General features: G+C 68.7%; 18 protein-coding genes. 7 read left to right on the top strand and 11 right to left on the bottom strand.

All coding sequences use genetic code 11. The annotated features are described in order from the left end of the window. Window positions 1-31 precede the first annotated feature (31 nt). Window positions 32-2884, top strand: coding sequence for a carboxypeptidase regulatory-like domain-containing protein (locus GQ464_RS12235; RefSeq protein WP_166977899.1), 2853 nt, complete (start codon window positions 32-34; stop codon window positions 2882-2884). 61 nt (window positions 2885-2945) lie between these two features. Here GQ464_RS12235 and GQ464_RS19225 read toward each other — a convergent pair whose 3' ends face one another. The 6 genes from GQ464_RS19225 to carA form a co-directional block, all read right to left on the bottom strand. Further along, window positions 2946-3056, bottom strand: coding sequence for a HepT-like ribonuclease domain-containing protein (locus tag GQ464_RS19225; protein ID WP_272493449.1), 111 nt, complete (start codon window positions 3054-3056; stop codon window positions 2946-2948). A 199-nt stretch (window positions 3057-3255) separates the two neighbouring features. Then, on the bottom strand, window positions 3256-3552 hold the full coding sequence (locus GQ464_RS12245) for a nucleotidyltransferase family protein (RefSeq protein ID WP_166977901.1): 297 nt from the start codon (window positions 3550-3552) through the stop codon (window positions 3256-3258). A 117-nt stretch (window positions 3553-3669) separates the two neighbouring features. Further along, window positions 3670-6498 carry a carbamoyl-phosphate synthase large subunit gene (gene carB, locus GQ464_RS12250; RefSeq protein ID WP_166977903.1) on the bottom strand — a complete coding sequence of 943 codons (2829 nt, stop codon included), beginning with the start codon at window positions 6496-6498 and terminating at the stop codon, window positions 3670-3672. Window positions 6499-6524: 26 nt separating this feature from the next. After that, window positions 6525-6980, bottom strand: coding sequence for a DUF6036 family nucleotidyltransferase (locus GQ464_RS12255; RefSeq protein WP_166977905.1), 456 nt, complete (start codon window positions 6978-6980; stop codon window positions 6525-6527). Next, entirely contained in the window at window positions 6937-7134 is a 198-nt protein-coding gene (locus GQ464_RS12260; protein ID WP_166977907.1) for a hypothetical protein, read from the bottom strand. The genes GQ464_RS12255 and GQ464_RS12260 overlap by 44 nt, the downstream gene beginning before the upstream one ends. Window positions 7135-7147: 13 nt before the next feature. Beyond that, complete coding sequence (gene carA, locus GQ464_RS12265) at window positions 7148-8317, bottom strand: glutamine-hydrolyzing carbamoyl-phosphate synthase small subunit (protein WP_166977909.1); 1170 nt, start codon at window positions 8315-8317, stop codon at window positions 7148-7150. Window positions 8318-8874: 557 nt separating this feature from the next. On the opposite strand from carA, the gene GQ464_RS12270 reads away from it, so the two are divergent. Next, a complete protein-coding gene (locus GQ464_RS12270) occupies window positions 8875-9567 on the top strand; it encodes an energy transducer TonB (protein WP_166977911.1) in 693 nt (230 codons plus the stop codon). Between the two features lie 111 nt (window positions 9568-9678). Then, entirely contained in the window at window positions 9679-11934 is a 2256-nt protein-coding gene (locus GQ464_RS12275; RefSeq protein ID WP_166977913.1) for a DUF5916 domain-containing protein, read from the top strand. 9 nt (window positions 11935-11943) lie between these two features. Here the strand turns inward: GQ464_RS12275 and GQ464_RS12280 are convergent, their stop codons facing one another. After that, the gene (locus GQ464_RS12280) at window positions 11944-12669 is read right to left on the bottom strand and encodes an FKBP-type peptidyl-prolyl cis-trans isomerase (RefSeq protein ID WP_166977915.1); all 726 of its coding nucleotides are present in this window, start codon (window positions 12667-12669) and stop codon (window positions 11944-11946) included. 180 nt (window positions 12670-12849) lie between these two features. Next, window positions 12850-13785 (bottom strand): malate dehydrogenase, encoded by a 936-nt coding sequence (mdh, locus tag GQ464_RS12285; RefSeq protein ID WP_166977917.1) that lies wholly within the window; start codon window positions 13783-13785, stop codon window positions 12850-12852. Between the two features lie 248 nt (window positions 13786-14033). On the opposite strand from mdh, the gene GQ464_RS12290 reads away from it, so the two are divergent. The 4 genes from GQ464_RS12290 (at window position 14034) to GQ464_RS12305 (ending at window position 19155) form a co-directional block, all read left to right on the top strand. Beyond that, window positions 14034-15437, top strand: a complete 1404-nt coding sequence (locus GQ464_RS12290) for an alkaline phosphatase (protein ID WP_166977919.1) — start codon at window positions 14034-14036, stop codon at window positions 15435-15437. A gap of 104 nt (window positions 15438-15541) precedes the next feature. After that, window positions 15542-16720 carry a lactate 2-monooxygenase gene (locus GQ464_RS12295; protein ID WP_166977922.1) on the top strand — a complete coding sequence of 393 codons (1179 nt, stop codon included), beginning with the start codon at window positions 15542-15544 and terminating at the stop codon, window positions 16718-16720. A gap of 69 nt (window positions 16721-16789) precedes the next feature. After that, on the top strand, window positions 16790-17644 hold the full coding sequence (locus GQ464_RS12300) for an SDR family oxidoreductase (RefSeq protein WP_166977924.1): 855 nt from the start codon (window positions 16790-16792) through the stop codon (window positions 17642-17644). A 104-nt stretch (window positions 17645-17748) separates the two neighbouring features. Further along, the gene (locus tag GQ464_RS12305; protein ID WP_228350253.1) at window positions 17749-19155 is read left to right on the top strand and encodes a nucleotide sugar dehydrogenase; all 1407 of its coding nucleotides are present in this window, start codon (window positions 17749-17751) and stop codon (window positions 19153-19155) included. A gap of 36 nt (window positions 19156-19191) precedes the next feature. On the opposite strand, the gene GQ464_RS12310 is transcribed toward GQ464_RS12305, so the two are convergent. The 3 genes from GQ464_RS12310 to GQ464_RS12320 all read right to left on the bottom strand — a co-directional run bounded on the left by GQ464_RS12310 (window position 19192) and on the right by GQ464_RS12320 (window position 23151). Further along, window positions 19192-20667 (bottom strand): capsule assembly Wzi family protein, encoded by a 1476-nt coding sequence (locus GQ464_RS12310; RefSeq protein WP_166977399.1) that lies wholly within the window; start codon window positions 20665-20667, stop codon window positions 19192-19194. 89 nt (window positions 20668-20756) lie between these two features. Beyond that, window positions 20757-22475, bottom strand: coding sequence for an Ig-like domain-containing domain (locus tag GQ464_RS12315; protein WP_166977397.1), 1719 nt, complete (start codon window positions 22473-22475; stop codon window positions 20757-20759). A gap of 115 nt (window positions 22476-22590) precedes the next feature. Next, entirely contained in the window at window positions 22591-23151 is a 561-nt protein-coding gene (locus tag GQ464_RS12320; protein ID WP_166977395.1) for a hypothetical protein, read from the bottom strand. Between the last annotated feature and the right edge of the window lie 101 nt (window positions 23152-23252).

A 23252-nucleotide genomic window follows, 5' to 3' on the forward strand; every position in this document is an offset into this window, starting at 1 on the left:
CTGGCCGTTGAACAAGCCGAACCTTCCAACCATGGTGTCCTGCCTTGCTTGTCGTCGGTGGGTCGTCGTGGCCGTGCTCCTGTGGGGGATGCAGGCGGCCGGTACGGCCTACGGGCAGGCGGAACGTTACGCGCTGGCGATGCGGGGGGTGCCGCTGGAGGAGGCCCTGGCCCGCTTCGTGGCGGTCACGGGGGTGGCGCTGGCCTACGACCCCGCGCTTGTCGGGGGGCGGCGGGTCTATTGCGTCGTGCAGGACGAGACGGCGGAGGGCATCCTCCGTTGCCTGCTCGACGGCACCGGGCTGGACTTCTACCGTCGCTCTTCGGGCACCTATGTGCTGACCCGGCCCGTGGCGCTGCCGCCGCAGTATGCCGTGCTGGCCGGTGCCGTCGTCGATGCACGGACGCGGGCGCCGCTGCCCTATGCCCATGTGGTGCTGGCCGACCGGGGCCTCGGCACGACGACCAATGGAGCGGGGCAGTTCGCCTTTCCGCAGCTGTTGCCGGGGCGCTATGCCGTGGCGGTTTCCCACCTCGGCTACCGGGTGTGGCAGGATACGCTCGTGCTCGACGCCGGAGGCAGCGCCTACGTGCGGGCGGCCCTGGCGGCGGAGCCGGTGCCGATCACGCCCATCGTCGTCGATGCGTCGGACGTGGAGCCGGGGGACGGCGTCCGGGCGCGGGTGGACCGGCAGGAGCCGCCCGTCGGGTTTGCCACGGAGACGGGGACGACCTCGTTCCTGCCACTGCAGGCCCTGGCCGGGGTACGCCTCAGTGATGCCACGGCCGACGTGCACGTGCAGGGCGGAGCGGCCGGCGACCACCTGCTCCGCCTCGACGGGGTACCCGTCTTCATGCCCCGCCAGACGGTCGGCTTCATCGGGCCGTTCAGCCCGCTGGCGCTGGCACGCATCACCGTGCATCGTGCCGGTTTCGGGGCCGAGGCCGGGAGCCAGACCGCCGGTGTGCTCGAGGCCGAGCACCTGGTCGAATCCGGCGACGGCTTCGAGGCCCAGGTCGATCCGCTCAGCCTGAATGCGCGTCTGTCGCTTCGTACGGGGCCGGAGGAAGCCCCGCGCGTGGCCCTGATGGCCGCCGTACGGGCCGGCCCCTGGGCGGCCTACCAGCCCGCCGCCCTGCGCCGGACGCTCCGCCGCTGGAGCACCCCCGACCCCTTCGTCCTGCTGGCGCCCCTGCGCCGCTATCAGGACATCGACCCCGACTTTTTCCGCGAGACGCTCCTGCTCGATCCCGATCCCGAACCCAGACTGGCCTTCTCCGACCTGCATGCCGCCCTGCGCTGGCACCCGGCGCCGCTGCGGACGCTCTATGCCTCGTTCTACCGGGGACGCAAACGCCTGGCCGGTGACCTCTTTCCCGACGCCGCCCTGCGCAAAAGTTTCGCTCTGGTCAATACGCAGGGACTGGTCACGGTGGAAGACACGTACGACTGGGCAGGTGGCACCGGACAGGTACGCTACGACGCCGTCCTCGGTGGGCCTACGCTGTGGAGTGTACAGGCTCGTGCCGGCCACTACCGCTTCGATCACGACTACCAGTTCTTCGAAGCCCTTGCGCTCGACATCGATGAGGCCCGGGTGCAACTGGGCGGGCCCGCGACGCGCCGGACACGGGACGGCAACCGGGTCACCGAGCTGGGACTGGCCGCCTCCCTCGATCACACCCGCGGCGCCCACCACGTGCAACTGGGCCTCGAAGGAACCGTCACCGACAGCCGCTTCGACCTGCGCCTGGCCAGCGTCGCAGAGGGGACCATGTCGCTCCAGGTACGTCCGGTGCTGGAAGGCAACGCGCCCCTCGACCTGGATTCGACGGCGACCTTTACCATGGTGCACCGGCAGGTACGCCATGCCGCCCGCGCCACCCGGGTGGCCGCCTTCGCCCGGGACCGGATCCGGCTCGGCGCGGCGGTTTCGGTAGAGGCCGGGGTGCGCCTCACCTACCGGCCCGGCCGTCAGACTGTCTACGCCGAGCCCCGCCTGGCGGCCACGTACACCCGGGCGGTCGGTGGCCTCGGGCCGGTCACGGTTCGCCTGGCGGCCGGCCTCTACCGGCAGTTCGTGAGCCAGTTCGACCTGAGCGTGCTCAATGCCGGGGCGCTCCTGTCCACAGCCCGCATCTGGTTGCCGCTCGACGCCTCCGTCCGCCCGCCGAAGGTCTATCACCTCGCCCCGGCCGTCACACTCACGCCCGGGCGCGGCTGGACGGTGCGCCTGGACGGCTACCTGAAGCACCAGCCGCACGGCCTCACGATCAACTACGCTGCCGACCCGGCCGGCCTGCCGGCCGACGGCAAGGGGCCACAGAACGCCTTCCTGACGTCATTCCGGGCCCGGTACTACGGCGGCTCGGTCGCCCTGGAACGCAAGGGCGAACGCCTGCGCGTCCGCGCCGCCTATACGCGCAGCGTCGCCCGGTGGCACAGTGACGACCTCTTCGACGGTCGCCGGGTGTCTTTTCCCTGGAACGAACCCCACCGCCTCGACCTGGGGGTCGACTGGCTGCCGGCCGAGCGGTTCACGCTGAGCCTCCGCGCCTACGGCGTCCGGGGGCAGACCTGGGCGCTCCGCCGGGCCTACTACGACTATTTCGGGCACAGCCCGCGTACCCGCTACCACCCGCCCTACGACCTGGGAGATCCCGATGCCCATCGCCTGCCGGACCGCTACGGCCTCGACCTGGGCGCTGCCTACACCCATCCCCTCGGTCCCGCACGGCTCCAGCTCCGTCTCGACGTGCTCAACCTGCTCAACCGGGCCAACGTGGCCGACCGGCGCCTCGTCTTCGACGGAGACGGCCTGTCGACAGCCCCCCGCCTGTTGCCCCCGCGTTTCGTGGCCTTTGCCGCCCGCGTCTCCTGGTGACGCCCCGAAACGTCGGTCAGCTCGTCGATGAAGGCGATGGCCTCGCCGGTGGGTGTGCGCATCAGAGGAGCTGCTCCAGTTCTCGGATCAAATCCGGCAATTCCTGATCCACGGTGGCCCAGGCGATGGCGAGATCGACGTCGAAGTAGCCGTGTACCAGGCGGTTTCGCATCCCTACGATCGCCGTCCAGGGAATGGAGGGACATGTGACCCGTGTTTCGGCGGTGACCCGGGACGGCTTCCCCGATGATCTCGATCGATTTGAGGAGCGCCAGGACGAGCATACGGTTGCCGTCGAGATCGGATCGGGCGTGTCCTTTCACGACGTGCGTGCTTCGCGGGCGGCCTCCAGCATGTGCCGAAGCCGTATCTCATCCTGTGGCGTCATAGAGCACGCTGGCTTCCGCCCGAACAGCCTCCCGGAACCAGGGGCTCAGGTCCTTCGGCGTACGCAGATCTACCCGGCGTCCGACCGCCTCGGACAGGGCCTGCTCGATCGCCGAGAGTCCGATGAAGCCGGGCACGTGATCCGGATCGAATTCAACGAGCAGGTCCAGGTCGCTGTCGGGGCCGGCGGTGCCGTGAAGCACCGACCCGAACAGCGAGAGCCGGATGATGTGATGCCGGCGGCAAAACCGGGCGAGGGCATCTTGCGGGAACGGGGACATGGCGCGCCGGATCAGGTCCCCGTTCCAATGCCCCTGCCGGGTACGGGTTGCCCGGAGGCGAACGACGAAGGGACGGCGGGTTGCGCTCGTCCCTCGGTCTGTTTACGTCGCCGCGCCTTAGCGCGACAGGTACAGGTTGCGCATCTCGTAGGGCCGGCGGAAGTGCTCGTCGGTCAGCTCGTCGATGAAGGCGATGGCCTCGCCGGTGGACTTCATCTCCGGGCCGAGCTCTTTGGGCACCTCGGGGAACTTGTCCCACGAGAAGACCGGCTCCTTGAGGGCGAAGCCGCGCAGCTTCGACTCCAGCAGTCCTTTTTCGCGGAACTCGGCGAGCTTGTGGCCGAGCATCACCTTCGTGGCGATGTTCGAGATGGGGATGCCCGTGGCCTTGGCCACGAACGGCACCGTCCGCGAGGCACGGGGGTTGGCCTCGATCACGTAGACCACCTCGTCCTTGATGACCATCTGCACGTTGATCAGGCCGACGACCTCCAGGCGCCGGGCGATCTCGGTGACGTAGCGCCGGATGGTCTGCTGTACGGTGTGCGAGAGGGAGTAGGGCGGGAGGACGGCCGTCGAGTCGCCCGAGTGCACGCCGGCGGGCTCGATGTGCTGCATGATGCCGGCGATCCAGACCTCCTCGCCGTCCGAGATGGCGTCCACGTCCACCTCGATGCCATTTTCGAGGAAGAGGTCGAGCAGGATCTGGTTCTCCGGCAGCAGCTTGTGGATCATGCGCACGTAGCGGGCCACCTCGTCGCGGTTGATGGCGATGCGCATGCCCTGGCCGCCGAGCACGTAGCTGGGCCGCACCAGGATCGGGTAACCGATGCGCTCGGCCACCTCGGCGGCTTCGGCCGCATCGTAGGCCACGCCGTAGGGCGGGTAGGGGATCTCCAGCTCCTTGAGCACGTCGGAGAACTTGCCGCGGTCTTCGGCCAGGTCCATGTTTTCGAACGACGTGCCGAAGATGCGGATGCCGTGCTCGGCCAGGCGACGGGCCAGCTTCAGCGCGGTCTGGCCGCCGAGCTGCACGATGACGCCCTCGGGCCGCTCGTGCTCGATGACGTTGAGGACGTGCTCCCAGAAGACCGGCTCGAAGTAGAGCTTGTCCGCCACGTCGAAGTCGGTCGAGACGGTCTCCGGGTTGCAGTTGATCATGATGGCTTCGTAGCCCAGCTCGCGGGCGGCCAGCACGCCGTGCACGCACGAGTAGTCGAACTCGATGCCCTGCCCGATGCGGTTGGGGCCGCTGCCCAGGATGAGCACCTTCTTCCGGTCGGTGACCTCGCTCTCGTTGGCCGTCTCGTAGGACGAATAGAAGTAGGGTGTCTGGGCGGGAAACTCGCCGGCGCAGGTGTCGACGAGCTGGTAGGTGGGCAGCACGCCCAGGCGCTTGCGGTGGGCGCGAACGTCGTCCTCGGTTACATGGTCCTGCACCAGGTAGGCGATCTGGGCGTCGGAGAAGCCGTGGCGCTTGACCTCGAACAGGAAGTCCCGGTCGATCTGGTCGAGGGTGCGCCGGGTGAGGGCGGCCTCCAGGTCGACCAGGGCCCGGATCTGGTAGAGGAACCAGGGGTCGACGCGGGTGATGTCGGCCACCTCCTCGACGGAGGCGCCGAGCTTGAAGGCGTTGCGGATCTGCAGGGTGCGGTCCCAGTAGGGCTTCTTCAGGCGCTCGCGCACCTCCTCGCGCGTGGCGTCTTCGCGGTCGGCGCCCAGGCCGGCATAGCCGATCTCCAGGCTCTGCCAGGCCTTCTGGAGGCTCTCGGGGAACGTCCGGCCGATGGCCATCACCTCACCGACGGCCTTCATCTGGGTGGTCAGCTCTTCGTCGACGCCCTCGAACTTGTCGAAATTCCAGCGGGGGATCTTGGTGACGACGTAGTCGATGGCGGGCTCGAAGCAGGCGCTGGTGGTGCCGGTGACGTCGTTGGGCAGCTCGTCGAGCGTGTAGCCGACGGCCAGGCGGGCGGCGACCTTGGCGATGGGGTAGCCGGTGGCCTTCGAGGCCAGGGCCGACGAACGGCTCACGCGCGGGTTGATCTCGATGACGATCATCCGCCCCGTCGAGGGTTCGAAGGCGAACTGGATGTTGCACCCGCCGGCGAAGGTGCCGATGGAGCGCATGGCGCGGATGGCGGCGTCACGCATCTGCTGGAACTGCTTGTCGGTGAGCGTCTGCGCCGGGGCCACCGTCACCGAGTCGCCGGTGTGCACGCCCATCGGATCCACGTTCTCGATGGAACAGATGATGATGACGTTGTCGTTGGCGTCGCGCAGCAACTCCAGCTCGTACTCTTTCCATCCGAAGAGGCATTCCTCGATGAGGACCTGGTGCACGGGCGAGATCTCCAGGCCGCGCGTGACCTTGCGGTCGAACTCGTCGGGCGTCCAGACGATGCCGCCGCCGGAGCCGCCCAGCGTGAACGACGGCCGGATGACCACCGGGAGACCGCCGAGCTCCTGGGCGATCTCCTTGGCTTCGAGCAGGCTCTTGGCCGTGTGGCTGCGGGCCTGGTCCAGGCCGATCTCCTCCATTCGGTCCCGGAAGCGCTGGCGGTCCTCGGTGATATGGATCGCGTCGATGTCCACGCCGATGACCTCGACGCCTTTCTCTTCCCAGAAACCCTCCTGGTGGAGCCGGTCGGCCAGGTTGAGGGCCGTCTGCCCGCCCATCGTCGGCAGCACGGCGTCGGGCTGCTCCCGCTCGACGATCTCCTTGATCGAACGGGGCGTCAGCGCCTGCAGGTAGATCTTGTCCGCCGTGACCGGGTCGGTCATGATGGTGGCGGGGTTCGAATTGACCAGGATGACTTCGTACCCTTCGGCCCGGAGGGCCCGGGCGGCCTGGCTGCCGCTGTAGTCGAATTCACAGGCCTGCCCGATGACGATCGGACCGGAGCCGATGAGCAGAATCTTTTTGATGTCGGTGCGCTTGGGCATGACGGGATGTCGGTTACGGGATGATGTCAGGGATCGTGGCGGCGCTGGATATCCCGGAGCGCCTGGACGTCGAGCTGGTCCTTGGGACGAAGCGACCCGGACTTGAGCCGGATCAGTCCCTCGGCCGTCAGGTAGCGAATCGGAACATCCTGTACATGGTGCAGGGCGGTATAAGGCAGGAGATCTTCATACGTGTGCCCGCTCATCAGGGTGAAGATGTCCAGCGGGAACGACTCGATGATCCGGATACAACCCTCTTCGAGGGTGAAATCATCGATCGTGAGTTGACGAGCATGGCCTTCTCCGAAGTCGGCGAGCACGTTGAGCAGGCGTTGCAGGTTAAGCGGGGAGGCTTGAACCAGGATGTCGACATCTTCCGTGGCGCGGGCGTAGCCGTTCAGGGTGACGGCCAGCCCACCGACGAGGATGTAGGCAACGTCACTCCGGCTGAGGTCCACCAACAACTTTTCGAATGCGGTCATGGTCGTCGTTCCGGGGCCAGGTGCCGCCGGTCAGCGCCAGGGTGCGTTGCCGTAGCTCCCAGGCCAGTTCGAGCGGGCGCTTTGGCTGGTGTTGCCCGACCTGTTTACGGATCGATTCGGCCGGTTCGGGCCGATGGGCCTGCGTGTCGGTCATGGTCGTCACCGGGTCATCGGCGTTCGCCGTCTTCTTTTGCGTGCCGGACGACGGGCACGCCGCGCACCTCGGCGATGTCGCGCAGGAAGGCGTCGAAGAGGTAGCGGCTGTCGTGCGGGCCGGGCGAGGCTTCCGGGTGGTACTGCACCGAGAGGCCCACGAACGTCTTGAAGCGCAGGCCCTCGACGGTTTTGTCGTTCAGGTTCACATGGGTCCACTCGACCTTGGCCGGGTCGAGCGAGGCCGGATCGACGGCGAAGCCGTGGTTCTGCGTCGTCACTTCCACACGGCCCGTCTGGAGGTTCTTCACCGGGTGGTTGGCGCCCCGGTGCCCGACGAACATCTTGTAGACCGTCAGGCCCAGGGCCAGGGCCATGAGCTGGTGGCCGAGGCAGATGCCGAAGAGGGGTAGCCCCGTCTCCATGGCACGGCGGACGGTTTCGATGGCCTCGGGCATGGCGCGGGGATCGCCGGGACCGTTCGAGAAGAAGAGACCGTCCGGGTTCCAGGCGAGCACCGTCTCCAGGGGGGTGGAAGCCGGGAAGACACGCACCGTGCAGCCCCGCCGGGCGAAGGTGCGCAGGATGTTCAGCTTGACGCCGTAGTCATAGACCGCGATGCGGGCGCCTTCGCCCAGGCTGTAGTCGTAGGCCGCCTCGCAGGTGACGCGGGAGGCCAGCTCCAGCCCCTCCATCGACGGCCAGGCCCGGGCCTTCTCGACGAGGCGCTCGTCGTCCAGGTCGACCGACGAGATGACGGCGTTCATGACCCCTTTGGCGCGGATGTGCCGCACCAGCCGCCGCGTGTCGACGCCGGAGATGCCCACGAGCCGGTGTCGCAGCATGAAGTTGTGCAGCGACTCGTCGGCGAGCTGGTTCGAGTAGCGGTGGGTGAACGACCGCACCACCAGGCCCGCAATCATCGGGCGCTCGGCCTCCATGTCGATGTCCATGGCGCCGTAGTTGCCGATGTGCGGGTAGGTCATCATCATGATCTGCCCGTGGTACGAGGGGTCCGTCATGATCTCCTGGTAGCCGGTCATCGACGTGTTGAAACAGAGCTCGCCGCCGGTCTCACCCCGGTGGCCGATGGCGACGCCGGTGACGACGGTGCCGTCGGCCAGGGCCAGCTTGCAAGGTTGCGGTGCGTTCCCGTTCGTCGAAAGGTCGATGGTCTGGTTCATACGGCAAAGCGGTTCAGCGGGGAATCTGAGCGGGCAAGGCGGTCAGAAGCGGACGTACCGTAACCGCTTCTGCAAAAAAAAACCTTCCCAGGACGCCGGGAAGGTCGAACACAACACGGGTGGGTGCTTGGTATGAACAAGAGCGGAAAGATCGCGTCGTTCAAGGCTTTATCGGGGCAGCCGGTCGGGCCGCGTGCGTTCTCCCTGTTACTGAAGGATGATTGTGTCAGGGGGACGGTCCCTGCCGTCGACACATTTCTGTCAAAATACGGCGGCGGGGCGGGTTTGCACAAGCGCAGGTCTCGCTTTTGCAGGGGTTTCATAGAAGAAGAACGCCGGGAAAACTGAAACAGCTGCCGGGGCGGGAAGATCCCGTCCCGGCTCGGCCGAACCGGGCGGCTCCGGGCGGGTTCAAGAAGCCGGTTCCGGACCCGCGACGGTCGATCCGGCGGCACCGACCGGTGAGGGGACGCGTGCCACATCTCGGCGCGGAACTTCCGTTTCGCCGCCTCTAAATAAGGTAAACTTGGTTCCGGGAACAGCCTCGGGAACGGCGCATGCCGCGCAGGGGGAAGACATACGACCGGCAACAGGGGTACGTGCTCCGCATGATGGCGACGCTGGCGCTCAGCCTGGCGGTCGTGACGGCGGCCGTCCGGTGGTGGCCTCCGCCCGGTGCGGCGGAGCCGCCGGAGATCGTCTACGATCCGCGGGGGCAGGAGCTCATCGTGATGGAGGAGATCGTACAGACACAGCAGCGGCTTCGCCGACCCCCGCCGCCGGCGCCCCTTGTGCCCGTCGTGGTGCCGGACGAAGTCGTCCTGGATGAGTACGATCTGGAGGTGCGGGACAGCTACCTGCCCGTGGACACGCCGGGAGACGATGCCGAGCAGGTCGAGGGGGATCCTGAAGGGACCCGGGCGACGGCCGTCAGCGCCACCGTCGGCCCCAAGCCCGTGCGGATCGTGGAGCCGGAGTACACCCGGGAGGCCCGCCGGAAAAAAGTGCGCGCCGAGGTGGTCGTCGAGGTGCTGGTGAACGAACGGGGCCGGGTGGAGCAGGCACGCATCGTCGAACGCTACCTGCTGGGGGACAGGCCGGAGGACCCCAAACAGCCGGTGCCACGACTGGGCTACGGTCTGGAAGAGGCCGCGCTGGCCGCCGCCGAAGGCTGGATGTTTCGCCCGGCCCGTCAGAACGGCAAGCCGGTCAGCAGTCTGTTCACGTTCACCCTCAGCTTCGGCATCTGAGCGGGCCCAGGGGCCTCCGCCGGCGGGCGAAAAATCCGGGAACGGTTGGGATTTTCGACGGCCCGTTCGGAAATTGCGGCTTCGATTTCTCCACTCAACGTGCCGGAAAACATGATGGGGATTCGTGCCGGTTTCCGGGGCCGCCGGCTGGTGGCGGGATGGATCGGGCTGTTGCTGCTGGGGGGCGGCCATGCGCTGCGGGCGCAGCCGGTGGAGCGGGCCGTGTCGCAACGCCCGGTCGTGCAGGCGGTGGCCGTGCCGGAGCCGCCCCGGCTCGACGGGGAGGTGCTCGGCGACCCGGTCTGGCAGGCCGTGCCGCCGGCGACGGGTTTCCGGCAGACGGAGCCGCGGGAGGGAGCGCCCGCCTCCGAGCGGACCGAGGTCCGCCTGGTCTTCACCGACGCGGTCCTCTACGTGGGTGTGATCTGCTTCGACCGCGATCCCTCCGGCATCATCGTCGCGGACAGCCGCCGCGATGCCTCGCTCGACGAGACCGACAGCTTCCGTTTCATCCTGGATACCTACCGCGACGGGCGCAACGGTTTCGTCTTCGGCACCAACCCGGCCGGTATCGAGTACGACGCGCAGGTTACCAACGAAGGACAGGGCAGCTTCGGCGGGGGCCGGCAGATGGCCGGCTCGGGGGGCGGCTTCAACATCAACTGGGACGGCTCCTGGGAGGTGCGCACCGCCACGGGCGATTTCGGCTGGAGCGCCGAGTTTGCCATCCCGTTCAGCACCCTGCGCTTCCCTTCCGGGCGTGAGCAGACCTGGGGCATCAACTTCCAGCGGACGATCCGGCGGCGCAACGAACACGCCTTCTGGGCGCCGCTGCCCCGGCAGTTCAACCTCAACCGGGTCTCGCTGGCCGGTACGCTGACGGGGCTGGCCGTGCCGGATCCGCGTAACCTCAAGGTCATGCCCTACGTCCTCGGCCAGGCCATCCGGGACTTCGAGGTGCACGGCACCACGCACACCGAGGCCGACTTCGGCGTCGACCTCAAATACAGCCTCACGCCCGGGCTCACCCTCGATGCCACCTACAACACCGATTTCGCGCAGGTGGAGGTGGACGAGCAGCAGATCAACCTGGATCGTTTCAGCCTCTTTTTTCCCGAAAAACGCCCCTTCTTTCTCGAAAACGCCGGGCTGTTCTCGGTCGGGGAGACGGGCGAGGTGGAGCTGTTCTTCAGCCGCCGCATCGGTCTCTCGGCAGGGGCAACCGTGCCGATCCTCGGCGGCGTGCGGCTCTCGGGCACCGCCGGCGCCACCCGCATCGGCTTGCTGGAGATGCAGACCGAAGCCGTCCGGGCCGACAGCCTCCCGGCCAACAACTTTGCCGTGGTACGGCTGCAGCGGGAGTTGCCCAACCGCTCGGCCGTCGGGGTGTTGCTGACCAACCGGCAGGGCACCGGTGATCTGGCACCCGACCGGGACTACAACCGCCTCCTGGCCTTCGACGCACGGTTCGGGCTCGGCGCGTACGGGATGGTCTCGGGCTTCGTGGCGCGCAGCTTCACCCCCGGCGTCGACGGCGGCCAGCAGGCCTTCAACCTCGACGCGCAGTATGATGCGGAAGCCTGGCTGCTGAGTGCCACCTTCACCCAGGTGGGCGACGGGTTCAACCCGGAGGTGGGCTTCCTGCGGCGCACCAGCTACCGGAAGGTTGCCGGCCTCATCTTCCACCGCTTTCGCCCGGAGGACTTGCTGGGCTTCCTCGAACTACGCCCGCACGTCTCCTACCGGGGATACTGGGGGCTCGACGGCTTCCAGGAGACGGGCTTTCTCCACATCGACAACCACTGGGAATGGCGGGGCGGCTATGAGATCCACACCGGCATCAACCTGACCCGCGAGGGCGTGCGCGCGCCCTTCGAGATCGCCGACGGGGTCTTCGTGCCGGCGGGGACGTATGATCACCGCGAACTGCAACTGGTCGGCTTCACGAACCGGGGCTACTGGATCAGCCTGGAAGCCCGGGCCACCATCGGCGGCTTCTTCGGGGGAGATCGCGTCTCGATCGACCCCACGCTGAACGTCCGGGCCGGCGAGACCCTCAATGCCGCCTTCAGCCTGAGCTACAACGACGTCCGGCTGCCCGGGGGCCACTTCACGACGAACCTCTTCCGCGCCCGCCTCTCCTATGCCTTCTCCCCGCGGGTCTTCATACAGAGCCTCGTCCAGTATAACGATCAGGCCGGCGTTTTCTCCATGAACGTGCGCCTGGGATGGCTCCGGGCCGCCAATACGGGCCTTTTCATCGTCTTCAACCAGACCAGCACCGCGGACCGTTTCTTCGGTTTCGACGAGACGCTCAACCGGGGGCTGACGGTCAAGTACACCCACCTCCTCGACGTGCTCCGGTGAGGCGGGCCTCTACGGTTCCCGCACTTCGAGCAGTTCGACGACGAAGGTGAGAACGGAGAACGGGGGGATGATGCCGTTGCCGGCCTGTCCGTAGGCGAGGTGGTAGGGAATGACGACCATGCGCTCCCCGCCGGCACGCATCCCTTCCAGGCCCCGGTGCCATCCTTCGATGAACCCGGTGCTGCCCAGTTCGAAGGTGAAGCCTTCGGCGCTGTCGAACTCGATGTCGCCGAGCAACGTGCCGGTGTAGTTGACGGTCAGGATCTTGCCGGTCTTGGCCGTGGCGCCTTCGCCGTCGACCCTGTCTTCGATGTACACGTCGTCCAGGATCCGGTCGAGCGTGATGTCGAAGATGACGGTGGCATTGCCGGGCACTGCGTCGCCGAAGCCGCGCCGCCCGAAGGCGAGGTGGGGGGGGATGGTCAGCCGCCGGGTGCCGCCCGGCCGCATCCCGGCGATGCCCTGATCCCAGCCTTCGATGACCTGCCCCACCCCCAGGGTGAAAGCCAGCGGGAGCTCGTCGTCCTCCGAGGTGTCGAAGACCGTGCCGTCTTCCAGCCTGCCCACGTAGCTGACCATGATCGGATCGCCGGCCTTGACGGCCGGGCCGTCGCCTTCCTGCAGGTCTTCGATCAAAAGCTCGCCTTCCGGCTCGCCGTTCGCATCACAACCGGCAAGCAACAGGCCGGAGACGAACAGGGCAACACCCAGCGTACTCGCGAAGCGAAACTTCATTTCTCCCATCGATAAGATGACGTGGCACAGGAACCGGACGTACGGGTGAACAGCCCGGCTCCCGGTTTTGTTCGGGCCGTTCAGGGCAATAAGCGGGGGATGATGCCGGATGCCCGGCTGCGGCAAAAAGAGACGCCGCCGCCCGGCCGGGCGACGGCGCCGGTGAAAGACAGGCGGGTATCAGCCGGCCGCCTGCAGCGCTTCGAGCTTGGCGACGTTGGCGCGGACGTGCTCGGCGGAGGCGTCGAGCAGGGCCTTTTCCTCGTCGTTCAGTTCCACCTCGATGATCTCCTCGACGCCGTTACGGCCGAGGCGGGCCGGTGCGCCGATGAACAGCTCGTGCAGGCCGTATTGCCCGTTGAGCCAGACGGCGCACGGGAGCACCCGGCCCGAGTCTTTGATGATGGCCTCGGCCATCTCGGCGGCCGCCGCCCCGGGCGCGTACCAGGCCGAGGTACCCATCAGTTTGACGATCTCGCCGCCGCCGAACTTCGTGCGTTCCACGATGGCGTCGATCTTTTCTTTGGGCAGGAGCTGGGTCAGCGGGATGCCGGCGACGGTGGTGTAGCGCGGCAGCGGCACCATCGTGTCGCCGTGCCCGCCCATGAGCAGCGCCTGGATGTCCCGCACGGAAACGCCCAGCTCCATGGCGATGAAGGCCCGGTACCGGGCCGTGTCCAGCACGCCGGCCATGCCCATGACGCGCCGGCTGGGGAAACCGCTCGTCAGGTAGGCCACGTAGGTCATCACGTCGAGCGGGTTCGAGACGACGATGAGGATGGCGTTCGGGCTCTGCGCCACGAACTGCTCGGTGACCGACTTGACGATAGCCGCGTTCTTCACGAGCAGGTCGTCCCGGCTCATGCCGGGCTTGCGGGCCAGCCCTGCCGTGATGATGCAGAGGTCCGAGCCGGCCGTATCGGCATAGTCATTCGTGCCGATGACGCGCGTGTCGTAGCCGTGGATGGGCGCGGCCTCCCACATGTCGAGCGCCTTGCCCTGCGGCAGCCCCTCGACGATGTCGACGAGGACCACCTCCTTGACCATATCCTTCCGGGCGATGCAGTCCGCCACCGTCGCTCCGACGTTGCCGGCACCCACAACCGTGATTTTCATGGTATCCTCCAGGATGATGCGTTCTTTGATCGAGCGATGGGCCACTCCCGCAAGTAAATACGACAGGGCCTTGCTGTCTGCCAATATTCGACAAAATATGCCGGTTTCGTCCCCGGGGCAAGGTGTCATTGCTCCTCATGCGTTAATCTGACACCCCGGAAACGCCGGTGCCCGGACGGGCGTTAGGGCGGGGCTCCCCGGCCGGAACCGTGTCCGGGCCTTTACCAGCCTTCAAAACCGTTGATCCCATGCGCTTCAGCCGAGCTTTAACCGCGTTTTTTTGTCTTGTCCTGTCGGTTTTTCTCAGCGTGGTCGTCGGGGCCTGTTCGGGGCAGCCGGAGGAGACGAGCCGGCCGAAGAACGTCATCCTGCTCATCGCCGACGGGTGCGGTCCGGCCAGCTTCACCCTGGCCCGCACCTATCGCCGGGACGTGCTGGGGCAGGCGGGCGGGCTGGCCGTCGATCCCCACCTGGTCGGCACCGTGCAGACCCACGCGACGGACTCCCGCGTGACCGACTCGGCGGCCGGGGCCACGGCCTATGCCTGCGGCGTCAAGACGTACAACGGCGCCATCGCCGTCGACACGCTCCGCCGGCCCGTCGCCACGGTACTCGAAGCGGCCGAGGCACGGGGCATGGCCACGGGCCTGGTGGCCACGAGCACCCTCACGCATGCCACCCCCGCCGCCTTCTCGGCCCACGTTCCGAACCGCGGCATGGCGGCGGAGATCGCGGCGCAGCAGATCACGAAAGGCATCGAGGTGCTTTTCGGCGGCGGGCGTGCCGACTTCCTGCCCGAAAGCGCGGGCGGGCGCCGCACCGACGGGCGCAACCTGCTCGAGGAGGCACGTGCCGCCGGCTATCACGTCGCCCTTACCCGGGCGGCTTTCGACAGCGTGACGGCCCCGCCCGTCCTCGGCCTCTTTGCCGGCAGCCACCTGGACTACGAACTCGACCGGGACCCGGCCGAACAACCCTCCCTGGCGGAGATGACCCGCAAGGCCCTCGACCTGCTCCGAAACGACCCCGACGGCTTCTTTCTCATGGTCGAAGGGAGCCGCATCGATCACGCCGGCCACGCCAACGACGCCGCCGCCCACCTGCACGACATCCTGGCTTTCGACGAGGCCGTCGCCGTCGCCCTCGACTTCGCCCGTCAGGAGGGCGAGACGCTCGTCGTCGTCACCTCCGATCACGAGACGGGCGGCCTCACGCTGGGCCGCAACCTCGATGGCCGGGGCGTCTATGCCTGGTATCCCGGGGTGCTGGCGCCCGTCCGGCACTCGAACGACGCCCTGGCCCGGATGCTGCGCGAGGGCGCGGACCCGGAAACGGTGCTCCGGGAGGCCGGCCTCGACCCCGCCACGCTCGATCCCGCAGACCGCCGGGCCCTGCTCGAAGCCGCCGAAGACGGGGACGCCCGCACCTTCCTCTCGCACTACAACGACCTCATCGCCCGGAGGGCCGTCATCGCCTGGACCACCGGAGGCCACACCGGCGTCGACGTGAACCTCTACGCCTTCGGGCCGGGCCACACCCGCTTCTTCGGCAACCACGACAATGCGGCCGTCGGCCGGCAGATCGCCGGGCTGCTCGGGTTGGACCTGCCCGCGCTCACGGAGAAGCTGCAGGCGCAAAGCGGGGCGGAATGAGCCCCGTTCCCGCCGGCCTTTTGTACTTGTAGCGGCCGTTTTGTAACCTCCCGGCGTGGGTCCGTCTCACCTGTGGCCGGCGCGTACACGCCGGGAGGAGCATCATGCCGGAGACTTCGCCCGCTTCGCCGGGGATGGAGCGACAGTTGCAGATCTACCTGGCCGGGATGCAGGGCCAGAAGCCGCCGCTTCCGGTTGCTTTCGAGGAACTGGAGCGGCTGGCCGCCGAGCGGATGAAGCCGGAGGCGTTTGCCTATGTGGCCGGCGGGGCCGGCGGGGAGGAGACGATGCGGGCGAACCGGGTGGCGTTCCGGCGATGGCGCCTGGTACCCCGGATGCTGCGGGACGTGGCCCGGCGCGACCTGAGCGTCGAACTGCTGGGGCGTCGCCTGCCGGCCCCCGTCCTGCTGGCCCCCGTCGGGGTACTCGGCATCGTTCACGAGGAAGGCGAGCTGGCGGTGGCCCGGGCCGCCCGCGACCTGGGCCTCCCTTTCCTCCTCAGCACCGTGGCCTCGAAGCCGATCGAGGCCGTGGCCGGGGTCATGGGCGAGGCCCCGCGCTGGTTCCAGCTCTACCCGGGCCGGCACCCCGAAGTTACGGCCAGCCTGCTCCGCCGGGCCGAAGCCGCCGGGTATGAGGCCGTCGTCGTCACGCTGGACACCCGGCTGCTGGCCTGGCGCGAGCGCGACCTCCAGCACGCCTACCTGCCTTTCCTCCACGGCGACGGGCTCGCCAACTACTTCACCGACCCGGTCTTTCGGGCCGCCCTCGAGGCGCCTCCCGAAGAGGACCCGGTTGCCGCCGTCCGCCTCTTTGCCGGCATCTTCTCGGACCCGGCCCTCACCTGGGGAGAGCTGGCCCGGCTCCGGGAGGTCACCCGCCTGCCGGTCCTGGTCAAAGGGCTCCTCCATCCGGACGATGCCCGCCAGGCCCTCGACCACGGGGTCGACGGCATCATCGTCTCGAACCACGGCGGGCGCCAGGTGGACGGCGCCGTGGCCGCCCTCGATGCCCTGCCGCCGGTCGTAGAGGCGGTACGGGGCCGCGTGCCCGTGCTCTTCGACAGCGGCATCCGCCGGGGCGCCGACGTGGTGAAGGCCCTGGCCCTCGGTGCGCAGGCCGTCCTGGTGGGGCGTCCCTACGTCTACGGCCTGGCCCTCGGCGGCGCAGACGGTGTCCGCGGGGTGCTGCTCAACCTGCTGGCCGACCTCGACCTGACGCTCGCGCTGTGCGGCTGCACGTCCGTCACCGAGCCGGGGCCGGATATCCTCGTCGAAGGCTGAGTTCTTTGCCCGGTGCCCACACCCCGACATCCCGGAACCGCCAACGCGCACCGTCAGCGCAGCCCGGACGTGCCTGCTTCCACCACCCGCTTCGTGCTCGTCACCGGAGCCTCCACCGGCATCGGCCGCGCCTGTGCCCTGGACCTGGCCGCACACGGCTTTTCCGTCTTCGCCACCGTGCGCCGCGCGGAGGACGCCCGCGCCCTGGAAGCCGAAGGCCTCCCGCATCTGCGGCCGCTTTTCCTCGATGTGACCGACGGCGCTGCCATCGCGGCTGCGGCCGGGACGGTGGGGACGGCCACCGGAGAGGCGGGATTGTGGGGGCTGGTCAACAACGCGGGCATCGTGCTGGCTGCACCGCTCGAAGCGATCCCGCTCGACGCCTTCCGCCGGCAGCTCGAAGTCAACGTCACGGGGCAGCTGGCCGTCACACAGGCTTTCCTGCCGCTCGTTCGCCGGGCCCGCGGGCGCATCGTGAACATGGGTTCCATCGGTGGAATCAGCGTGATTCCCTTCGTCGGGGCCTACTGTGCCTCCAAGTTTGCCCTGGAGGCGATCAGCGATGCGCTGCGCATGGAGCTGGCACCGTGGGGGATCGAGGTGGTGATCGTCGAGCCGGGTACGGTGACGACACCCATCTGGCGCAAAGGAGAAGAAGCCGCCGACGCGATCCTGTCCCGGATCGATCCGGGTGTGGTAAGCCTGTACCGGGAGGCGATGGAGCGTATGCGGCGGGTTGTCGCCGCCGCCGAGACGCGGGGCGCTCCCCCGGAGGTCGTGGCGGCCGCCGTACGCCACGCGCTGACGGCCCGGCGCCCGAAGACCCGCTATCTGGTCGGCCCGGTGGCCCGGATGCGCTGGGTGCTCCAGCGGCTCCTGCCCGATCGCCTTCGCGACCGCCTCCTGCGCCGGCTGCTCGCGTGAGGCCGGCAGGGAACATCGCCCATGCGAAAACGATTTGCCGCCGGGCATGACCCCCTCCTGCGAACCTTTCCCCGCAAGCTCAACCGGTACCGCCAATGACGCACATGGAACACCGGAACCCCCCGCTCGACGTCGCCGAAGCCCCCCCGCTTCCCGAGGCGGCGGTGGCCCTGCAACAGCGGCTCTCGGAGAAAACGGCCGTCATCGGGGTGATTGGTCTGGGGTATGTGGGGCTCCCGCTGGCGGTGGAATACGCCGGCCGCGGCTTCCGGACCCTGGGGATCGATCTCGATTCGGAACGCGTCCTGCGTCTCAATGCGGGACAGAACTACAACCCGGACCTCGACGACGCCCTGGTGCGCCGTCTCGTCGAGACGGGCTGCCTGCGGGCGGCGGACCACGTCGAGGGGCTCGCCGGGGCCGACGTGGTCTTCATCTGCGTGCCCACGCCGGTGACCGAGCACAAGGACCCGGACACGTCCTACATCCGCAGGGCGACCGAAGCGCTGGCACCGCACCTGCACCGGGGGCAACTCGTCGTGCTGAAGTCGACCACGTACCCGAACACGACCGAGGGGCTGGTGCAGCCGATCCTGGAGCGGGTCGCCCGGGAGCGGGGGCTGGTGCTGGGCCGGGATTACTTCCTGGCCTTCAGCCCGGAGCGCATCGACCCGGGCAACCGGCAGTTCACGACGGCCAACACGCCGGTGGTCGTGGGCGGGGTGACGGCCGCCTGTACGGAGGTGGCGGCGACGGCGCTGGCGCAGATCGTGGCGCACGTGCACCGGGTCTCGAGCCCGAAGGTGGCCGAGATGGAGAAGCTGCTGGAGAACATTTTCCGGAGCGTGAACATTGCGCTGGTGAACGAGCTGGCRCGGCTGTGCGACCGGATGGGGGGGGTGTCGGTGTGGGAGGTGATCGAGGCGGCCTCGACGAAGCCGTTCGGGTTCATGCCGTTCTACCCGGGTCCGGGGCTGGGGGGGCACTGCATTCCGATCGACCCGTACTATTTGTCGTGGCTGGCGCGGCGGTACGATTTCGAGACGAGTTTCATCACGTTGTCGGCGCGCGTGAACGAGGAGATGCCGTTTTACGTGGTGGAGAAGGTGGTCGAGGCGCTGGCGCGTCAGGGGGTTCGGCTCGCGGAGGCGCGCGTGCTCCTTCTGGGGGCGGCCTTCAAGAAGAACGTGGACGACACCCGTCACAGTCCTTCGGAGAAGGTGCTGGCGCTGCTTTGCCGGAAGGGGGTCGGGGAGGTGGCCTACAGCGACCCGCACGTGCCGGTGTTCCGGGTGCCGCTGGCCGAGGGGGTGCGTACGTTTGAGGGGATCGCGCTGACGGCGGAGGCGGTCGCGTCCTTCGATGTGGTGGTGCTGTTGACGGACCACGACGCGTTTCCGTATGATGAGATCGCCCGGCAGGCCCGCTACATCATCGACACCCGCAATGCGTTTGCCCGCGTCGCCAACCCGGCGGCGACGATCAAGGTGCTCGGCGGCGGGGCGTTCTGAGCGTTGCGGGGTGTTGCGGCCCGGTCTTTTGCGGTCTTAACGCGCCTGCGGGGGCCCGGGGCGCCACGAAAGACCGAGCAGGAGGCCGGCGCGTGTGGGGTAGACGTCCCCTGCATCGACGGCGACGGCCGCGAGCAGGTCGAGGGTCGGGGAGAGGGGCCCGCGTAGCTCGAAGAGCCAGGAGACCTGGTCGCGGCGGGGCGTCAGCAGGGTGGGCTCGCCGAAGCAGCCGTCATCGCCGCAGTTGTCCCGGGCGCCGTAGTTGCGGCTGTAGGTGAACAGGCTTCGGTAGGCAAAGCGCCGGGCGATCCGGCCTTCGAGGCCCAGGTGGTGGGCCACGACGATGTTGTTGACGACGCCGGGGCGTTCGCCGGCAGGATCGGGGAAGAACAGCGGCAGCCCGAGTGTGCGCCCGTAGTACGTCCACCCGCCCCGGTACAGAAAGTTGTTGTAGTAATTGTCGGCACCGTCGGGTTCGCCCGCATCGTACCGGGAGCCCTGGCGTTTGGAGCTGACGTGTTCCCACAGCAGCTTCCGTATGAGCCGGTCGCGTCCGGGCCATTGCAGGCTCAGGCCCCAGAGGCCGTCCCAGGGGTTCCGGAAGCGGGCGGCGGTGCTGGTGTCGATGAAGAACTGGCGGTAGGCCGTCAGGTGGAGGTGGGGCAGGCGCACGGTGAGGCCGAAGTCGTAGGAGGCGACGGTGTTGCCGAGGGCATTGACCACCTCGCCCCCCGGTGCCCGGCCGCGGTCGCCGGCACGGGCGAGCACGACGTCGACGAAGTCGCGGAAGCCGGAGGGCAGGCGGCCGAGGTCGGGATGCGTGCCGCCCCAGATGACGTAGTGGTTGATGCCGGCATAGGCGAGCACGGGGAAGTCCGCCGGGCCGAGGCCCCGCAGATAGAGGTACTTGCCGTGAAGGAACGCGCCGCGCACGAACCGGTCTCCTTCGAGCCAGCCGTGGCTGAAATAGCCTTTGGCGTGGATCAACTCGGTTTTGCCGGGCAGGACCAGGATGGGGATGTAGTCGAAGGCCAGGCTGACGGCGGGCACGGGGGTGGCGTTGGGCGAGAGGACCATCGAGCCGAGCGAGAGGGTGGAGTCCACGAGGCCGGCGGTGTGTGGGAGGCGCCCCGCCGTGAGCGTGAATGCGCCGTAACGGGCTTGCCCGTAGAGCCGGTGGAAGTGGAGCGTCTCGCCGGTGCCGCCGGCCCGGGCGGCGAGTTCGGCGCCGGCGGCGAACCGAAGGCGGGGTCCGGGAGCCGTGGCGTACCGTGCGTGAAGACGGGCCAGTCCCGAGGGCATCGTGCCGGTTCCCCGCCCGAGCAGACCCTGCCGGTTGGCGTGGAGCCAGAACGGCAGGCCGTCTTCGTAGGCCCCCACGCCCTCTACGATGAGGCCGTATTCGAGCGCCTGTGCCTGTCCCTGTTTCCCGCCCACCACCCATCCCGTGACGACGATCCAGGCGGCGAGGAAGGAACGTAGGCCTGGGACGAGCGGGGCTGTACCGTGCATGGGTGCGCAGGGGGTGGGGCCTGATCGTGTATTTCGGGAGGCGTTTCCCGGCATCGCAGCGAGGGGTTGTTCCCGGCGTTCGGGCGGGGTCATCGCACGCGGAGGGTGTCGCCGGCGACGGTTTCCCAGCGGGGGCGGACGGGGGGGAGAACGTCGGACCAGGTTACGGGTTCGGCGGGAAGGTAGGGATGGATCCGGCCGCCGTCCCACCGGCCGTTGCCGTTCCGGTCGAGAAAGGCACGGAAGCGGTAGGTCCTGTCGCCGGGCAATTCGCGGAAGATGAAGTAGCCGGTTCGGTCGGGGCGGGTGGTGCCTGCGGGTTCGGTCTGGGTGCATGCGGAGGTGCCGCCGGCCTCGTGGAGTTCGACGACGAGCGGGGCGGTGGTATCGGGTGTGACGTGGCCGCTGAGCTCGCCGAGTTCGTCGGGTTGCAGGGGGCGGAAGCGCCGGGAGAAGACCGTATCGGCGCCGAGGGGGCGGACGTCGACACGCACCTCGGCGCCTTCGGGGGGCCAGGCGGCCGGGTGGAGGTGGTAGGTGACGCCATCGCGGGTGGTGCGGGTGAAGGCGAGCGGCCGGCCGGCGGTGTCCTCCAGGGTCACCAGGGTGTGGAAGCGCGCGCTGTCGACGGGCTGGTTGAACCGGATGGCGGGGCTGTGCCCTGGAGGGAACGGGACGGCACCGTCCGGATCGGCATCGGCCGTGTCCGGCACGAAGCCCCGGAAGCGGAGGGTGACCGTGTCCGGAGACGTAGAGGGGACGAAGCGCAGGGGGGATTTGCGGGCGGGGTTGCCGCTGGTGTCGACGACGGCGCCCGTGTACAGCGTGTGGGGGCCGGGAGCGAGCGGGTCTGTGAGCACGATCACCTGGAGCGGGTCCTCCGGCACCTGGTACACGGCCCGGACGGCGCGGCGGGCGGCGGCGACCGAGTCGCGGACGATCCATCCTGCCGTGTCTGGCTGTGTCACGCGGCCCGCGTGGGCCAGGCGGACGGGCTCGGAGAAGAGAACGGCCAGGCGCCGGTTCGAGCGGGGACGGATGAGGCGGGGGACGGGGGGGATCGTGTCCAGCGTGGCGAGGCGCCACACCGCCGGCCCGGTACCGGCGTCGCTCGTATCCGGGATCAGGGCCGGCGCCGGCGGGACGGCAAACGGTTCGGACGGGTCGGGGCGCCGGTTGCGGTTCCGGTCCGCCAGTGCCACGACGAAGAGGGGTTCGGTGCTCAGGTATTCGAAGCGGAAGCGGCCCTCGCTGTCGGTCTGGGTGCGGTAGGCCGGGCGGTCCGGCAGGGGGGCCGGGGCCACCCCGCCCGGTGCCGGGTAAGCGTAGACGTCGAGGCCCGGCACGCCTTCGTCCCGGCAGGCGGCCAGCACGCGGCCGGTGAGCTGTCCCCGGTTGATGCGGGGACCCGTCGAAAAGGCCAGGGTGATCGGTGCCCGGAGGGCCACCCCGCGCAGATCCCGCAGGCTGTTGTCGATCGTCAGGACGTAGGTTGTGTTGGCCCGCAGCGGTTCGGGGAAGCGGATCTCGACGCGGCGGCCGTGCCAGGCGAGGTCGGGCGGCCGGTCGAAGTCTGGAGTGAGGGAGAAAGCCCGGGCGAAGGAGGCCTCGTCGACGTGTTCGGAGAACGTGATCTCGATCCGGTCCGCCGTCACGTTCACGGCACCGGCGGGCGGGTTCGCCGCCACGACGGCGGGCGGGGTCTGGTCCGGTGGACCGCCGGAGGGCGGCACCGGGGTGGCACATCCGGCCGGGGCCAGCAGGAGGAGCAGGCAGGCAAGGCCGAGCAGACCGGTTTTCCCCACCATGTTGGTTCCGTTTCGATGATTTCCGGCCGCGGGTTTTTCGTAGGACACGTTCCTGGCCGCTTTGCTTCCCGTGTACCCTCTTTTCGTTGTGGCGCGGGCAGGGCGTGCCGGTGGCTCAGCCCCCGTCGTCGGCCCGTTCGCTGCGGAGCGTGAAGAAGAGGTAGATGCCCACGGCGGTAGCGGCGGTGATGACGACCGGCTCCAGGTAGCGGCGGAGCCATCCCGGGGCGGGCGGTTCGGCGCGGGTTTCGGGAAAAGCTTCCGTTTCCACGCGGGGCAGGGCCTCGCGCGGGATGACGTCGGTCCGGGTGTCCTGGCACCGGGCTTCGCGGAGGAGCCGGCCGTCGGCGCCGGAGAAGGTGTAGCGGAGCGCCAGCGTTACGGAGCGGGCCAGGCGGCCGCCGTTCGCTTTCTGGTACGCCACGCGGGCCGTTTCGACGGTGTACCGGAGCCCGGGCAGCCCGCCGGCGCCCGGGGCTCCGGGCAGGAAGACGGTGCGCCCCTCCGCCTGCCAGCGGTTGACGAGCGCCGTGCGCAGGTAGGGCATCGTCTCCGGCGCCTCCAGCACGAAGGCGCGGGCCGTGTCCGGCACGGCGGCCAGGCATTGCAGGGCGACGGCCTCATACAGCGCCAGGTTGGTTTCCTGTGCGCGGGCCGATCCCCCCCATCCCAGCACGAGCGCCAGGCCCCATGCTATGCACAGTCGTCGACGGATGGGTTTCGCGGAAGCTGGAGAGGGAAACGGAGGAGCCGGACGCGGGCTGCGTCCGGGTGGAT

Source organism: Rhodocaloribacter litoris, from assembly GCF_011682235.2.
GTDB classification, from domain to species: Bacteria; Bacteroidota; Rhodothermia; order Rhodothermales; family ISCAR-4553; genus Rhodocaloribacter; species Rhodocaloribacter litoris.

Coding starts and splice junctions, on each gene's coding strand:
- GQ464_RS12235 (WP_166977899.1), top strand. CDS start 32: ATGGTGTCCTGCCTTGCTTGTCGTCGGTGGGTCGTCGTGGCCGTGCTC.
- GQ464_RS19225 (WP_272493449.1), bottom strand. CDS start 3,056: ATGCGAAACCGCCTGGTACACGGCTACTTCGACGTCGATCTCGCCATC.
- GQ464_RS12245 (WP_166977901.1), bottom strand. CDS start 3,552: ATGTCCCCGTTCCCGCAAGATGCCCTCGCCCGGTTTTGCCGCCGGCAT.
- carB (WP_166977903.1), bottom strand. CDS start 6,498: ATGCCCAAGCGCACCGACATCAAAAAGATTCTGCTCATCGGCTCCGGT.
- GQ464_RS12255 (WP_166977905.1), bottom strand. CDS start 6,980: ATGACCGCATTCGAAAAGTTGTTGGTGGACCTCAGCCGGAGTGACGTT.
- GQ464_RS12260 (WP_166977907.1), bottom strand. CDS start 7,134: ATGACCGACACGCAGGCCCATCGGCCCGAACCGGCCGAATCGATCCGT.
- carA (WP_166977909.1), bottom strand. CDS start 8,317: ATGAACCAGACCATCGACCTTTCGACGAACGGGAACGCACCGCAACCT.
- GQ464_RS12270 (WP_166977911.1), top strand. CDS start 8,875: ATGCCGCGCAGGGGGAAGACATACGACCGGCAACAGGGGTACGTGCTC.
- GQ464_RS12275 (WP_166977913.1), top strand. CDS start 9,679: ATGATGGGGATTCGTGCCGGTTTCCGGGGCCGCCGGCTGGTGGCGGGA.
- GQ464_RS12280 (WP_166977915.1), bottom strand. CDS start 12,669: ATGAAGTTTCGCTTCGCGAGTACGCTGGGTGTTGCCCTGTTCGTCTCC.
- mdh (WP_166977917.1), bottom strand. CDS start 13,785: ATGAAAATCACGGTTGTGGGTGCCGGCAACGTCGGAGCGACGGTGGCG.
- GQ464_RS12290 (WP_166977919.1), top strand. CDS start 14,034: ATGCGCTTCAGCCGAGCTTTAACCGCGTTTTTTTGTCTTGTCCTGTCG.
- GQ464_RS12295 (WP_166977922.1), top strand. CDS start 15,542: ATGCCGGAGACTTCGCCCGCTTCGCCGGGGATGGAGCGACAGTTGCAG.
- GQ464_RS12310 (WP_166977399.1), bottom strand. CDS start 20,667: ATGCACGGTACAGCCCCGCTCGTCCCAGGCCTACGTTCCTTCCTCGCC.
- GQ464_RS12315 (WP_166977397.1), bottom strand. CDS start 22,475: ATGGTGGGGAAAACCGGTCTGCTCGGCCTTGCCTGCCTGCTCCTCCTG.